Source organism: Pseudomonas sp. A2 (assembly GCF_023100865.1).
GTDB classification, from domain to species: Bacteria; Pseudomonadota; Gammaproteobacteria; order Pseudomonadales; family Pseudomonadaceae; genus Aquipseudomonas; species Aquipseudomonas asiatica.
Genome location: NZ_CP039127.1, coordinates 1,680,634 through 1,694,270, shown reverse-complemented (window position 1 = coordinate 1,694,270; position 13,637 = coordinate 1,680,634). Strand labels below are relative to the sequence as shown.

The window sequence follows — 13,637 nt, the reverse complement described above, 5'->3', positions numbered from 1 at the left end:
GCAGCCAGGGTGTCAAGGCTGCCGTGGGTTCCGCCCACGCCACCCACCAGTTCGCTTCGGCATCTCACCGGCGAACGCTGCCCACCGGGGCACCGATGCCTCCTTTCTCCAACCCACGGGATGGTCGCCACGTCCCGTCAGGGGCATGTCGCCACCCGGTCGATTTCAGGACTTCCCATGGACACCATCACCAAGCAAGACCGCATCACGCTGAAGAACCTCAAGGTCGCCGACTTCGCCAGCGAGGAAACGCTGTGCTTCACCGCGACCATCGTGTTCGACGGCACTCCCATCGCCGAGGCCCGCAACGACGGGCATGGCGGCTCGACATTCCTCCGCGCGCTCAATGGCAAGACGACGCTGCTGGCTCAGGCCGAAGCCTTTGCCAAGGGCTTGCCGCCTGCGCCGCTCGATCTAGGTCAGGAGGGTGAAGACCCTCATTACATCGACATGACGCTCGACTTCCTGGTCGATGAACTGGCCGATGCCATGCACGCGGAGCGCAAGGTGCGAGCCGCCTTCAACCGCGACATCGGCAACAAGGTGCTGTTCATCAAGGACGGCAAACTGCTGTTCATCAAAGGCATCAAGCTCAAGGCTATCGCCGACCGCAAGGCGTACTTCGCGTCGCTGCGCACCAGGCAGGCCCAGCCCATCGTCATCCTCGCCGAGCTTCCGCCCGAGCGGGCATTCGACCTGTGGAAGCAGCATGTCCTGGGCGACAAGCCCGATTGACCCAGCGCCACCGCACCCTCCTGACAGCCCCGTACTCGATGCGGGGCTTTTCTTTTCCGGTGCTCATCAATCGGGGCTGGGCCGAATGCCGTTTTCCAACTGACGCGACGCAGCCCTCGCACGAAGCTGCCTGCATGTTCGCTGATTCGTCAGCACATGCCAGCAGCCAGGGTTCCAGGCTGCCGCGGGTCTCTCCCGCGTCACCCACCAGTCCGCATCGCATCAATTCTGCGGATGAGCGTCCCCGTGACGCTGATGCTTTTTATCAACCGCGTGCGGGAGCTGCCATCCCGTGAGGGACAAGGCCCCGCTTTTCCAAGGAGCCCGTCCATGTCCCAGCAAGCCTCTTTCGGCCAGTTGGCCCTGACCTACTGCGGCAAGTTCCTGCCGCTCGAAGTCTTGCAAAGCGCCGCCGGCCACTACATCGGCACGCGCGATACCGAAGGTCCCGTTTCGCGGGAATCCCGCGAGTACTTCCGCAGCTATGCCGCGGCTCAACGCGCCCTCGAAAGAGGCGGCTGGTCCCAGCTCGCCATTCCCTGATCCAACTGGAGAAATCACGTCATGAACCAGCTACTGCCGCGGGAAGTCGTCGATCAGATCATGCGGGAAGAGCAGCATTTCGCTGCCGCGCCCCAAGCCTTCTTCGAGGCCTGGAAGCGCGGTGTCGAGATTGCTGGTCCCGAGTGGTTCGGCGACGGCACCCGTGAAGGCCTGAACCAGGCCAACACCAAGTGGGATTTGCGTCCCGACATGCTGCGGCTCAACGATGCCCTCGGCGTCCTGAGCAGCGGCGAACGCATGTTCCTGTCCGCCATGGTCAGCTTCTACAACGCGCGCGAGGGCGGTGCCATGCTCAAGCGCTGCCGCTTCCACGGGCTGTCGGACTTCGACGGTCTCGATCTGGAACGCCGCAAGGTCATCGCCGACCTGCTGGTGAACTACAGCGGTTGGTGAGCCGGTCTCCGGCACGCCACTGTCCTCTCGCCCCCCCGTGAGGGACATGCGCCCATAAGGCCATGTCCCTCAATTTTTCTTCCCCATCGCCCGACGCCAACGGCCTTGGGCTATTCCCTGCGGATGCCATCGTCCGCATGGGCTGGCTCCGCTCTTCTCGAAAGGAGCCAGCATGGCAAACAACTACTACGAAGGCACGGGCGTTCTCGTGCTCAACCGCGTTACTCCCGTCATCAAGGCACTGTTCGGTGCTTTCGCGCTCGACGAAAACCATCCCGGCAATGGGCAGGCCTACATCGCCCAGATCGCCGAAACCAATGATCCACGCTGGACAGATGTGCTGAGTTGTCGATTCCGCCTCTGCTTGAACGGCTGGCCGCGCACTTCCGTGCTGACCAGGACGGGGAGCGGGAGAACCTGATCGAGCACCACCAATTCGAGGACAGCGCCGACCTGGAAGCCCTGCTTCTGATCGCTACCCGCTTCGATGACGGCCATAACCTGACCGCCATCCAGTTTGAGGGCTGCTGGTATTGCAGCAAGCCAAGGCTATTCGAGTTCGGCGGCAACGGCTGCTACCTGAGCCGCGAGGTCCAGGTCTTCAGAACGTCCTCGCAGGCGCTTCAACTCGGCGATCAACTGCGCAACACCATCCTGGCCGCCGACATCGAAGAGGCCTCAGCGTTGATCGCGCTGGAGGCCGCCAACCTGCTTGCCGGCATCACCGATGAGCAATTTCGCCTAAATGTGCGCCATCGCATCGCCGAACGGCTGGTTCAGACGCCAACGATCAGCGCCGACTGACGCATTTTCCACTTTCAACCCACCGGGTCCAATTCCCGGTGGCGGGGATTGGCCCCATTATTCAAATCTGGAGAGTTCCCATGTCCCAGAAACCCAATCCCTTTCTCCGCGGCTACTGGAATCTAAAAATCGTCCGCACGCTGTGCATCGGCTACGACGACGGAAGCCCGCATGTCTGGCGAATCATCCACGCGAGTCAAAAGCACTTTTCCGACGAGGAACTGATTTCATCCTCGTGCATCGTCACCAGCGATTTCGCCGTGGTCAGGAATGGTCCCGAACCCGTGAGTGCCGAGGTGCTGGCCGAATGCGATACCGCAGAAGGTGTCAGCGGCGAAGGTGTAATCGGTGCCGTGGTCTATGCCATCCATGGCGACGACTTCGACGGTCGCCCCATCCACGTCGGCGACGCCTATTCGGCAGAGGCAGCGCGGGAAGTCGTACAGCGCCTGAGTTTCGAGACCGGCTACTACAGCCGGTGCTGGGAAATCAGCAGCGCACACATCAGCCAAGAAACCGGCCAATACCTCGCCAACCTGGCAGACCTCGCTACGCCGGAGGCATTCCTGTTCATCGCGTTCCGGGTTCCGTACAGCCCGGCGATCGGCATCAAGCTGATCTCCACCCCCTGGACGGACAAGAACCTGGACCACGCCGAGGGCATCAGTGCGGAGCAGCTTCGCCAGGAGCACCGAAGCAAGGGTATGCCGGATGACCTGGCGAACGTCATTGAACTGGCTGGCCAGGCCGACGTGCGCATCCTGATTCTCGACGCCGACGCACCCGTGCTGTTGGGCCTGCCGTTGGCCGAATCCTAGCAGCCGCTCGACGCAACATCCTTCCTCTTTGTTCTCCCCCATACCGGCCCGTCTCCCTCCCGGAGCCGGGCTGGTCCATTTTCATAGGAGCAACCTCATGTTCCCCGACCTCATCTCGCGCACGCCAGACTTCGAGCACCAGCTCGGCGCCTGCGTCAATGCCATGGGCCAGGACGACGCCATCGGCCAGATCCTGGTATTCGAGCGCATGAGCGGCACGCTGCACATGCGCCATATCGCCAGCGCCGACCTGGTGGACACCGACATTGACGACTACGAAATGGTCGTCTTCGACGGTGGCAACACCAGCGGCGATACATGGAAGCATGTCTTCTTCCCACATCAGCGCGAGCACTACTTCGTGTACGAAGCCTGACCCAACCAAGCCCCTTTCGAGGGGCTTTTTCTTGTCCGCAGCGCAGGAAAGCGGGTGCGACGCTGTGCGATTTCTTGCAAGCAGGCCGCCCATTCCAGAGCCATCCTTGCTCCATGTTCGTCGGCGTTGCCGACACATGCCCTGGCAGCCGAGACCTTCAAGGCTGCAAGTGCGGGAAACCGTGCTGGTCGTTTCTTTCTATGGACGTACCCCGTCCGTTCACGCCACCCACAAGGGACCTCTCCCTTGCGGGCGGGGAATCCCTTGTTCTTCCTCAAGGAGATTCCCATGGACCGTTCCCTCATCAAATCCATGATGCCTTCGCTTGTCGCGGGCCATGTCCCTCGTAACGTGCGTTCGTTCAAATACCGCGTATTCGATGATCAGCCGCAGTCCTCGACGTTGGGCTTCGCCATCGACCCTCAGCCCTTCAACGGCAAGGTAGTCTCCGCGACCGACGATGCCATCGTCGTCAAGCTCAAGCCTTCCGAGTTCGCCGTGCTCGATCCCAACCTGGTGACCACCGTTCCCAGCGAGGGCGCCAAGGTCCATGTCCAACCCTACGCCCGGCGACGTTTCGACGGGCTGCGCGCGGACACCCCGGAAGTCGTCACCGAGAAGACTTCGGATGGCACGCCTTACACCATCACGAGGCATATCCTTGGCAAAGCACCCGCCAAGCTGCCCATTCCCGAGCCGCAGTGCATGGAGCTGGGCCAACTCATCGAGCAGTTGGAGGAGATGCCCGCGCCCGACGGGTTCCGGTGCATCACCCACATGCTGGTCGATGCAGGTGCCCGCGACTTCGCCTGGGTCGATCCCAAGCCCTCCAAGATCATCGAGACCCCGCCGGCGATCAGCTTCACGGTCTCAACCACCAAGTTCGAGGGTCAGGTGACGATCCTCTACGACCGTGGCGGCGACACCTACGTGGTGGAGCTGCACCGCGACGGTGAGTTGATCGATAGGCACGACGGGGTGTATTTCGACATGCTCGGTGAAGTGCTGGAGCGGCTCATCGACGACGGGCGCTGGCGCCTGATCGACGTGAGCATGATCGACGCCAAAGCCTCTCGGCAACGTCAGGCGATTCCAGCCTGACGTGCCAGACAGGAAGCCTAGCGGCACGACTGATCAGTCCACAGCCTATCGGCGACTGCCCCACAAGCCTTCCATCCGTTTCGGTGGAGGGCTTTTTTTCTTCATCCATACAGGAGATTTCAACCATGTCACTGCGATTCAGAGGCTCCGACCTGCGCCCCGTGCTTGCCGAGGCCATCGCCAACCAATGCCGCGTCGCCCTGGCCAAGGACCAGGGCGTGTACTTCCTCGCCGAGCGCGGAGAGCGCCGCCCCGATGGCCGCGTGAAGCTGCTGGCCTATGCCGTCGGCTGCAACCCGGATACCGACCCGTTCGATGACTGGTGGGAACTGGCACGCGCCGAGCTTGGCGGCGACGACTTCGGCGAGTTCTTCGACCCGAAAGACAGCGTTTTCACTCGCATTCTGCAAAGCTCAGATGATCTGGAGCTGTCCGCCACCGCTACGTATCTGTCACTGGCGGCGGTGGAATCGGCGTAGTCCAAAAATGTCCGCATACCCCTTGAAGCCCCCATTTCGGGGGCTTTCTTTTGGGCGGAACTGGGCAGCCTGGAAAAAATGGGAAGCGCCCGGATGCCGATTGATTGCTGTCGCGCGCGCGAGGCCCGGCCATGCTGACCCCATGCCTGCTGACGTTGTCAGCGACATGCCGGGCAACCATCGGTCTTCGAGGTTGCGTCGCAGTTCCCACTGCGTGACCGAGCCAGCTCGCACCGCATCCATCCGCGAGCGGCCACCAGTCTCTGGTGGCGGATGCTTTCGCCTTATCGACCCACCGCGGGGTTACGCACCTTTCCCCGCATGCGTGGGGCTGGTGTGTCTCCGCTTCTTCCCTATGGAGATTCACCATGAACACCACGTCCAACGAGAAATCGTATTTCGACCTCCACACCTCGGGCATCGGCTATATCCAGCGTGTCCGTGAAGTGCCTGTCCGGGGCGGCCGCCGTGCGCAGCCTTTCCTGGCATGCACCGTTGCCGCGCTGGTCGGCCCCGCCAGGGACCCCAGCTACCGCTACTTCGACGTCAAGGTCTCGGGTGCCGAGGCCAAGAACCTCGTCCAGCGCTACATCGGCGTTGACGATCCCAAGCAGCGCCCGCTGGTGCGCTTCCGCCTCGGCGACCTGTGGGGCGATGCGTACATCCGCGACAAGGGCGAGCGCAAGGGTGAAGCCGCCGCGTCTCTCAAGGCGCGACTGCTCAAGGCCGAGCCGCTTGACCGGGCCGAACTGGCTTCCATCAAGCAGCACGAGCTGATCACCCGCGGCATCGGCTACCTTAGCCGTCCGAAGGACGTCACCCCCAAGGATGGCGATCCGTTCCTGTCGTGCTGCGTCGCGGCTCTGGCCGGGCCTGTCGGTGAACCGGACTATCGGTACTTCGACACCATCGTCGCCACCCCTGAAGCCGAGCACCTGGTTCGCCGGTGCGTGCAGGCCATCGAAGGGGACCGCAAGGTGCTGATCGCCTTCAAGTTGAACGACATGAAGATCGATCCGTACATCCGCACCAAGGGTGAGCGCGCCGGGGAGCCGGGAGCGAGCCTGGAATCGACGCTGATCCACATCGGTCTGATCAAGATCGACGGCACGCAGGTCTATCCGACGAACCAGGCGCAGGCCGAGGACGCACCCGCGCCCGAAGCCGAGGACGCCGCCGACACCGCTGCCGACCAGCCTGTCAAGCCCGCCGAGCGCGAGCCCGCAGGTGAAGTCGAAGAGCAGGAGCCGGCATTGGCTGCTTCGTTCTGATCCGGCATGGCCCCTCACGGGGCCTTGCCTTTTTCCTATTCCTCAAGGAGAAGCATCATGGCAGTCACATCGGCACCCGAGAAATCGGCCACGCCCATCATCGTCCCGGGCCAGCTCGCGCTGCGCACCATTCACGGCCGCAACGGAAAGTTCAATGTTGGCAAGCTCGAATGCCAACTCGGAAAATTCACGATTAAAGACGCGGAGTTGGAGCAATACCCCGAGGGCAAGTACCAAGGGGAGTTCGTTCTTCGCTACATCTTCCTCAAAGGCTATCCGATCAGCGACGGCAGCATGCGTTTCGAGATGCGCGCCAACCTGGACGGTATGACACTTTTCGGCATCGACAAGCTGAGCAAGGCCGAAGCACATAGCTTCGCCCCGCAGGAAGTCGATCCGCTCGATGAAGAGCAAGGGACGCAGCCTGTGGCAACGCCGGCCAAGCCCGCCAAGGCATCCAGGTCCGCCAAACCTGCACCCGTGCAGGCGTCCGCGGACCCGCTGGTCGATACCACGCCCTTCGGCGTGGACGCGCCGCCTGCTGCGGCTGCTGCCGCCGGCAGCACCGAGGATGGCGACGCCGCGCTGTTCGGCCTGTTGTGGCCGCTGGGCGAGTCCGTGAAGCTGGATTCGACCATCGACCGCCGCGCCCTGCGCGCGCAGATCGCCCGCCTGGGCGAACTGGGCTACGCGCTGGACTTCAAGACGCAGGAGTGGAGCCGCCAGGCCGAACTGCAACCTGCGTGATTGCGGACGCCGCATCCGCGGTGTTCTTCATCCACCCGCCGGGGTTCCTTCCCCATGCGGGGGGAGGCCTCGGCTTTCTTCTGGAGGTCTCCATCATGTCCACCATCGCTTGCGATACACCCCGTTCCGCGCTGGACGAAACCGCGTGGCGCGCCGTTTGCAAGACGGCCGCCGAGCATGCCCAACGTGGTTGCGGCCTGTCCTGGGATCACTGGGTCACGCTTTTCAGCTCGGAGATCGACGCGCAAGCCAGTCGGTTGCCGCATGACCAGCGCACTCAAGCGCTGGAAATCGCGACCCGGGAATGGGACTACGCAACACCTGCCGAACGGCAGGAAACCCAGGACTGGAATGCGGAGCATGGCTACTGCTCGCATGGGATCGAGTTCGGCTACTGCCCGGCCGGTTGTGATCGCGACGATGACGACTGGGACTGAGGGCAAAGCATAGGTTCCTTCGCCGCACACGCGGCATTTCCATCACCCGCTGGGGGTTCTTCCCCACGGGGAGGCCTCCGGCTTTACTTCTTCAGGAGGCCTCTCATGGGCTGGTATTTCTCACCTCAATCGCGGTCTGAACTGATCGCGGAACTGATCGCACAGCAGGAGACCGAGCGCGCCAGCGTGAAGGTCATCGCCCACACGCTGCGCGGCAACGTCCTCTGGTCCGTCGCGGAAGTGACGGCCAAGGCCGAAGGCGTGCATCGTGATCTCGCACCGGGCCAGTCCCTGCGCTACATCCGCTGCGATCTTCTGGAACGCAGCGGCAACCAGTGGGGCTACAAGCCGCTGGACGAGTCCATGCACCCGTACTACTACTCGTGCCCGTTGAGCTACCTCGACATGGCGCCGGAGCAGTCCGCCGACTGGCGTGCAGGCGTTCGCGCCTACCACGCGCGGCGTCGCACCCCCACGGCATCCACGGCACCCGCCGCGGCGCTGTTGGCCTGAGTCAGGAGGAACCGACATGGACCCGATCCTGGCTGCGCTCCCCGCCTCGCTGTTGAAGCTCGTTGAAGGCAGTTTGTCCAACGACGAACTTTCCTCCGACGAAGAAATGCTGGGGTACTTCATCGACAACGGCCTCACCGAGGAGCAGGCACGGCAGGCACTGACCTACCGCGACCAGTACCTCAACAACATCTACCTGGACGGCTTCACGCCGATCACCGCGGTGGACGAGGCGCTTCACTTCAACCCGCACACCCGGCAGTTCGAGCCGGACTGAGCGATTTTCTTCCACCCCCCGGGGCAGTACTTGCCCCAGCGGGCGATGCTGTTCCCGTTCATCCGAGGACACCACCATGCCCACCAATACTTCTTCCACGCTGTACCGCATCGACGAATGCCCGGACGTGATGGCCGACGCCTGCGTCGGCGATGACCAGGGCAACCTGATCTTCCTGTCCATCTGGGCGCGCGACACCGCCGTCCAGCAGTTCCTCGCTCGCCTGACCCTCGGGCGCGACGAGCAGGGACTGGACCAGTTCCACGTCATCACCGACCAGGGCGGCAGCGTCCCGGTGTTCATCGGCAACGTCGATCGCCTGGAAAAGCGCATCACGCGCGCTTACCGGCGAACGCTGTTCGGATCGCTCTCCAACGTGTGGCTGTTCGACCGGCGCTGCGTCAAGCCCGACAAGGCCAACGCCAGCGCACTGGCACTGCTGCCACAGGGCAGCGCCCACCGGCTTGACCGCCTGTGGATGCTGGTGCGGGACACCTGCCCGTTGCCGCTGCTCGACCACTGGCGCGAGACCGTGCTGGAACTGCTGCAAACCCGCGAGATGCTGGCCCGCCTTCCGTTCGCCCTCGGGCCGTTGGAAGGCCATCGGCTCGCCATCGACGTGCCGGCGCTGACCCTGGCGCTGGGTTCCCTGATCCGCAGTGACGTGCTCACGGCCTATCCGTATCCGGCCAAGATCTGGACGCCGGAAGCGGTAGCGGCCTGACCCACCCACGGAGGCACGCCTTGGCGTGCTTCCGCCATTCATCCCCCGCCAACCAGGAGACTTCCATGGCCCTCATGTTCCCGCGGCTCGCCCGCAATTTCGCCAAGAACGGTTACTACCCAACCGACGAACCCACGCTCGAAAGAGCCCTCAACGCACTGATGCCCAGCGACGGGCCGATGTGCATCCTTGATCCCTGCGCCGGCGAAGGCGTGGCGATCGCCGAAGCCGCCCACGCCCTCGGGCGCGAGCAGGCCAAGGCGTTCGCGGTCGAGTTCGACGCGGAGCGGGCACGCCATGCCCGCGGCCTGGTCGATCACTGCCTACACGCGGACCTGATGGACACGATGGTCTCCAAGCAGTCCTTCGGGCTGCTCTGGCTGAATCCGCCGTATGGCGACCTGTCCAAGGACATCAACGGCAACATCGGCTATCAGGGCCAAGGCCGCGCCCGTCTCGAAAAGCTGTTCTATCAGCGCAGTCTGTCGTTGCTGCAATACGGCGGCGTGCTGGTCTTCATCGTCCCCGGCTACGTGCTCGACGCGGAGCTGGTCGGCTGGCTGACACGCCACTACACGGACCTGCGCATCTACCGAGCGGTGGAGACGCAGTTCAAGCAGGTGGTGATCTTCGGCCGTCGGGTGCGTCAGCGCGAGCTGGCGTCGGATTCGATTAAGGCCGTGCGCAATCTGCTGCTGCAGGTTGGGCTTGGCGAAGTCGAACCCGAGGAACTGCCGAGCGACTGGCCGTTCCTGCCGTACATCGTCCCCGCCAGTCCGGCCGAGCCGGAGCACTTCTTCCGCGTGACGATGGAGCCCGAACAGTTCACCGACGAGGTTGGCAGGCTGCAAGGTCTCTGGCCGTCTCTGGACACGCACCTAGGGGCCGCGCAGCAATCGCTGCGTCCACCGGCGCGGGCCTTGTCCCACTGGCATCTCGCCCTGGCTTTGGCCGCGGGTGCGATTTCCGGCGTCGTGCGCTCCCAGACCGGGCGCGTGCTCGTCGTCAAGGGTGACACCCACAAGGACAAGACGCTCCAGCGGGAATTCACCGAACGCGACGACGGCTCCATCGCCGAGACCCGCATCCTCACCGACAAGTTCGTGCCCGTCATCCGCGCGTGGGACATGACGCCTGGCTCCCCGACACGGGGCGAGGTGCTGACCATCCGCTAATCCCCCGGACGCCTGACGTCCTGCTGCACTTCATCGAAGGAGAAACACCATGCTCTCACGTCTGTTCCAGCGGCCCGCGCCGCACAAGCAACCCTTGTTCGCACCGGCCTCGTTGCAGTTGAGCGAAAAGGTGCACTGGCTGGCCCGCCGAGGTCTCATCGATCCCTTGTCCTATGTACAGCGCCACGTGCGCGGCGACTGGGGCGAGATCGACGAGGCCACCCGCCAGGCCAACGATGTCGCACTCGATCAGGACAACCTGATGATCTCCCAGTACCGCATCACGCCGGAGTTGGTGCTGATCGTGAAGACCAGCGAAGACCACCAGACCACGGTGGTCCAGCTTCCCGAAGAGCGCGACCTGATCTGAAGGCACCACCTCGTCATCCCATCCACCTGACGGAGCCACTTCACTCCGCCAGGGGTGTCGTGGCTCAATAACCTTTCAAGGAGGAGCCCATGGCATCACATCGCATCGAAACCTACTGCCAGAGGCTGGCGTTCCCCATCGGGGCGCTTATCTTCAGCAAAGGCATTGACCGCCTGGTCCGCTCGGGTCGCCTCGACCCGATCCCGTACTTCAGGCGCCACACCCGTGGTGACTGGGGCGACGTCAACGTCCAGCAATGGCAGGCCAACAGCACCGCACTTCAATCAGGTGCTTCGCTGGCATCGCACTACGTGATCCACCCGGGGCTGGCCATTCGCATCGTTACCGACGCGGAGCGCCGCGCCACCGTCATCGTTCTGCCGTCCGAGGACTGAGCACGGTTCACCCGCTGGCCATCCAGGCCAGCACCTTCAACCACCTTCGGCCACGCGCCGATTTACTTCCCACCACGGGGCATGCCACTGCCCCGCTGGGGGTGGTGCATGCCCCATTTTCTTTGGAGCATCACCATGTCCCTCGATCTCGAAACCAATGCCGCTGAAGCCGCGCCCGTACAGGGCGAACTGCTCGATGCGGAATCTTCCCCTCTGACCCTGAGCCTTCAGGATTTCGTCGGCGAGTTCGGCGACGAACTGCTCGACGCCCTCAACAGCGCTAATCCGCCGGTCTATACCGGCCAACCGCAGGCACATCGCCAGCTCATCGTCGCCAGCCTCAAGCGCAAGCTGTTCCAGGCCCAGGCCGAAGTCGTCCATGCCGCCGCCGAGCTGCTGATTGACCGTGGCGAACATGCCGCGATCGTCAATGGCGAAATGGGCTGCGGCAAGACGACCGTCGGCATCGCCACGGCCGCCGTGCTCAACGCCGAAGGCTACCGCCGCACCTTGGTTCTTTCGCCGCCGCACCTTGTTTACAAGTGGCGGCGCGAGATCCAGGAGACGGTAGCGGGCGCCAAAGTGTGGGTGCTTAACGGGCCGGATACGCTCGTCAAGCTCATCAAGCTGCGTGAGCAGTTGGGTGTGCAGCCCACGGGTCAGGAGTTCTTCGTCCTGGGCCGCGTGAGGATGCGGATGGGCTTCCACTGGAAGCCTGTCTTCACCCAGCGACGCACCCGCCACGGCGACGTCGCCGCATGCCCGGACTGCGGCACGGTCATCACCGACCTCGACGGCGAGCCGGTCAACCCGGTCGCGCTTGAAGCCGAGGAGTACCGCAGGAAGTGCAGCCATTGCGCCGCGCCCTTGTGGACGCTGATCCGCCCGCGCAGCCTGTCCGGCAGCGATCAGTCCTCGGCCGTCCTCAAAGCCTTGAAGCGCATCCCGACCATCGGGGAAATCACCGCGCAGAAGCTCATGAAGCGCTTCGGTGATGGTTTCCTTGCCTCGATGTTGGGGGACAACGTGCATGAGTTCATCAACCTCATGGACGGCAACGGCGAACTGGTCTTTTCCGACCGTCAGGCCACGCGCATGGAACGCGCGATGGCCAACATGGAGTTCGGCTTCGGCGAGGGCGGCTACCAACCGTCCGAGTTCATCAAGAGGTACCTGCCGCAAGGCACGTTCGACCTGCTCATCGCCGACGAGGCCCATGAGTACAAGAACGGCGGCAGTGCCCAAGGCCAGGCCATGGGCGTGCTGGCGGCGAAGGCTCGCAAGACCTTGCTGCTGACTGGCACGCTGATGGGCGGCTATGGGGACGACCTGTTCTATCTGCTGTTCCGAGCCCTGCCTGGGCGGATGATCGAAGACGGCTACCGCCCGACCACGAGCGGCAGCATGACCTCGGCTGCGATGGCGTTCATGCGCGATCACGGGGTCTTGAAGGACATCTACTCCGAGAGCACCGGCACGGCGCACAAGACGGCCAAGGGCACCAAGGTATCGGTGCGCACGGTCAAGGCTCCGGGCTTCGGCCCCAAGGGCGTCTTGCGCTGCATCCTGCCGTTCACGATCTTCCTCAAGCTCAAGGACATCGGCGGCAACGTCCTGCCGCCGTATGACGAGGAGTTCCGCGAAGTCGCGATGGACACGGCGCAAGCCGCGGCCTACCGCGATCTGGCGGGTCGGCTGACCGCGGAGCTGAAACAGGCTCTGGCGCGACGCGATACGACCTTGCTGGGTGTGGTCCTCAACGTGCTGCTGGCCTGGCCGGATTGCTGCTTCCGGTCGGAGACCGTGGTGCATCCGCGCACGCGCAACACCTTGGCGTTCGTCCCGGCTCAGTTCAACGAGTTCGAGGTGACACCGAAAGAGCGCGAGCTGATCGACATCTGCAAAGAGGAGAAGGCGCAAGGCCGCAAGGTTCTGGCCTACACGGTCTATACCGGCACGCGCGACACCACGTCGCGCCTGAAGGTGCTGCTGGAGCAGGAGGGCTTCAAGGTGGCGGTGCTGCGCGCGAGCGTGGACGCCAGCCGCCGCGAAGACTGGATCGCCGAGCAACTGGACCGTGGCATCGACGTGCTCATCACCAACCCCGAGCTGGTCAAGACGGGGCTGGATCTGTTGGAGTTCCCGACGATCGTGTTCATGCAGTCGGGCTACAACGTGTACTCGCTCCAGCAGGCGGCACGCCGCTCCTGGCGCATCGGGCAGAAGCACCCCGTGCGCGTGATCTATCTCGGCTACGCCGGTTCCTCGCAGATGACATGCCTCGAACTGATGGCCAAGAAGATCATGGTCTCGCAGTCCACCTCGGGCGATGTACCCGAATCGGGGCTGGATGTCCTGAACCAGGATGGTGATTCCGTCGAGGTCGCACTGGCCCGGCAACTGGTCGCCGCCTGATTCCCACGCCACAAGCCGGCCTAGCGCCGCCGGCATTTCTGTT

17 protein-coding genes and 1 pseudogene are annotated in these 13,637 nt (G+C 63.6%); all 18 read left to right on the top strand.

From position 1 onward, the window contains the following. Nucleotides 1–177 precede the first annotated feature (177 nt). The 18 genes and pseudogenes from E5221_RS07965 to E5221_RS07880 all read left to right on the top strand — a co-directional run bounded on the left by E5221_RS07965 (nucleotide 178) and on the right by E5221_RS07880 (nucleotide 13,594). The gene (locus E5221_RS07965) at nucleotides 178–735 is read left to right on the top strand and encodes a hypothetical protein (protein ID WP_023103929.1); all 558 of its coding nucleotides are present in this window, start codon (nucleotides 178–180) and stop codon (nucleotides 733–735) included. 330 nt (nucleotides 736–1,065) lie between these two features. Then, the gene (locus E5221_RS07960; protein WP_003290186.1) at nucleotides 1,066–1,278 is read left to right on the top strand and encodes a hypothetical protein; all 213 of its coding nucleotides are present in this window, start codon (nucleotides 1,066–1,068) and stop codon (nucleotides 1,276–1,278) included. Nucleotides 1,279–1,299: 21 nt separating this feature from the next. Continuing rightward, nucleotides 1,300–1,692, top strand: coding sequence for a hypothetical protein (locus E5221_RS07955; protein WP_023103928.1), 393 nt, complete (start codon nucleotides 1,300–1,302; stop codon nucleotides 1,690–1,692). Nucleotides 1,693–1,864: 172 nt separating this feature from the next. Beyond that, a pseudogene (locus E5221_RS07950) lies at nucleotides 1,865–2,496 on the top strand (hypothetical protein). Between the two features lie 80 nt (nucleotides 2,497–2,576). Next, entirely contained in the window at nucleotides 2,577–3,314 is a 738-nt protein-coding gene (locus E5221_RS07945) for a hypothetical protein (RefSeq protein ID WP_017512403.1), read from the top strand. 97 nt (nucleotides 3,315–3,411) lie between these two features. Continuing rightward, complete coding sequence (locus E5221_RS07940; protein ID WP_033972353.1) at nucleotides 3,412–3,690, top strand: hypothetical protein; 279 nt, start codon at nucleotides 3,412–3,414, stop codon at nucleotides 3,688–3,690. Nucleotides 3,691–3,978: 288 nt separating this feature from the next. Then, on the top strand, nucleotides 3,979–4,791 hold the full coding sequence (locus E5221_RS07935; protein WP_033972355.1) for a hypothetical protein: 813 nt from the start codon (nucleotides 3,979–3,981) through the stop codon (nucleotides 4,789–4,791). Nucleotides 4,792–4,916: 125 nt separating this feature from the next. Next, entirely contained in the window at nucleotides 4,917–5,270 is a 354-nt protein-coding gene (locus E5221_RS07930; RefSeq protein WP_009459699.1) for a DUF3085 domain-containing protein, read from the top strand. A gap of 368 nt (nucleotides 5,271–5,638) precedes the next feature. Then, entirely contained in the window at nucleotides 5,639–6,541 is a 903-nt protein-coding gene (locus E5221_RS07925; protein ID WP_033972358.1) for a DUF3577 domain-containing protein, read from the top strand. Nucleotides 6,542–6,598: 57 nt separating this feature from the next. After that, nucleotides 6,599–7,288, top strand: coding sequence for a DUF3275 family protein (locus E5221_RS07920; RefSeq protein WP_033972360.1), 690 nt, complete (start codon nucleotides 6,599–6,601; stop codon nucleotides 7,286–7,288). A 95-nt stretch (nucleotides 7,289–7,383) separates the two neighbouring features. Further along, entirely contained in the window at nucleotides 7,384–7,725 is a 342-nt protein-coding gene (locus E5221_RS07915) for a hypothetical protein (protein ID WP_033972400.1), read from the top strand. Between the two features lie 105 nt (nucleotides 7,726–7,830). After that, nucleotides 7,831–8,238 carry a hypothetical protein gene (locus E5221_RS07910; RefSeq protein ID WP_033972362.1) on the top strand — a complete coding sequence of 136 codons (408 nt, stop codon included), beginning with the start codon at nucleotides 7,831–7,833 and terminating at the stop codon, nucleotides 8,236–8,238. A 16-nt stretch (nucleotides 8,239–8,254) separates the two neighbouring features. Next, nucleotides 8,255–8,515 (top strand): hypothetical protein, encoded by a 261-nt coding sequence (locus tag E5221_RS07905; RefSeq protein WP_033972363.1) that lies wholly within the window; start codon nucleotides 8,255–8,257, stop codon nucleotides 8,513–8,515. A gap of 76 nt (nucleotides 8,516–8,591) precedes the next feature. Continuing rightward, nucleotides 8,592–9,239, top strand: a complete 648-nt coding sequence (locus tag E5221_RS07900; RefSeq protein ID WP_033972364.1) for a hypothetical protein — start codon at nucleotides 8,592–8,594, stop codon at nucleotides 9,237–9,239. 20 nt (nucleotides 9,240–9,259) lie between these two features. Further along, the gene (locus E5221_RS07895) at nucleotides 9,260–10,414 is read left to right on the top strand and encodes a DUF6094 domain-containing protein (RefSeq protein WP_219795426.1); all 1,155 of its coding nucleotides are present in this window, start codon (nucleotides 9,260–9,262) and stop codon (nucleotides 10,412–10,414) included. Nucleotides 10,415–10,463: 49 nt separating this feature from the next. Further along, a complete protein-coding gene (locus tag E5221_RS07890) occupies nucleotides 10,464–10,784 on the top strand; it encodes a hypothetical protein (RefSeq protein ID WP_033972366.1) in 321 nt (106 codons plus the stop codon). Nucleotides 10,785–10,873: 89 nt separating this feature from the next. Further along, a complete protein-coding gene (locus tag E5221_RS07885) occupies nucleotides 10,874–11,179 on the top strand; it encodes a hypothetical protein (protein WP_009459685.1) in 306 nt (101 codons plus the stop codon). A gap of 135 nt (nucleotides 11,180–11,314) precedes the next feature. Beyond that, nucleotides 11,315–13,594, top strand: a complete 2,280-nt coding sequence (locus tag E5221_RS07880; protein ID WP_033972367.1) for a helicase-related protein — start codon at nucleotides 11,315–11,317, stop codon at nucleotides 13,592–13,594. Nucleotides 13,595–13,637: the final 43 nt, after the last annotated feature.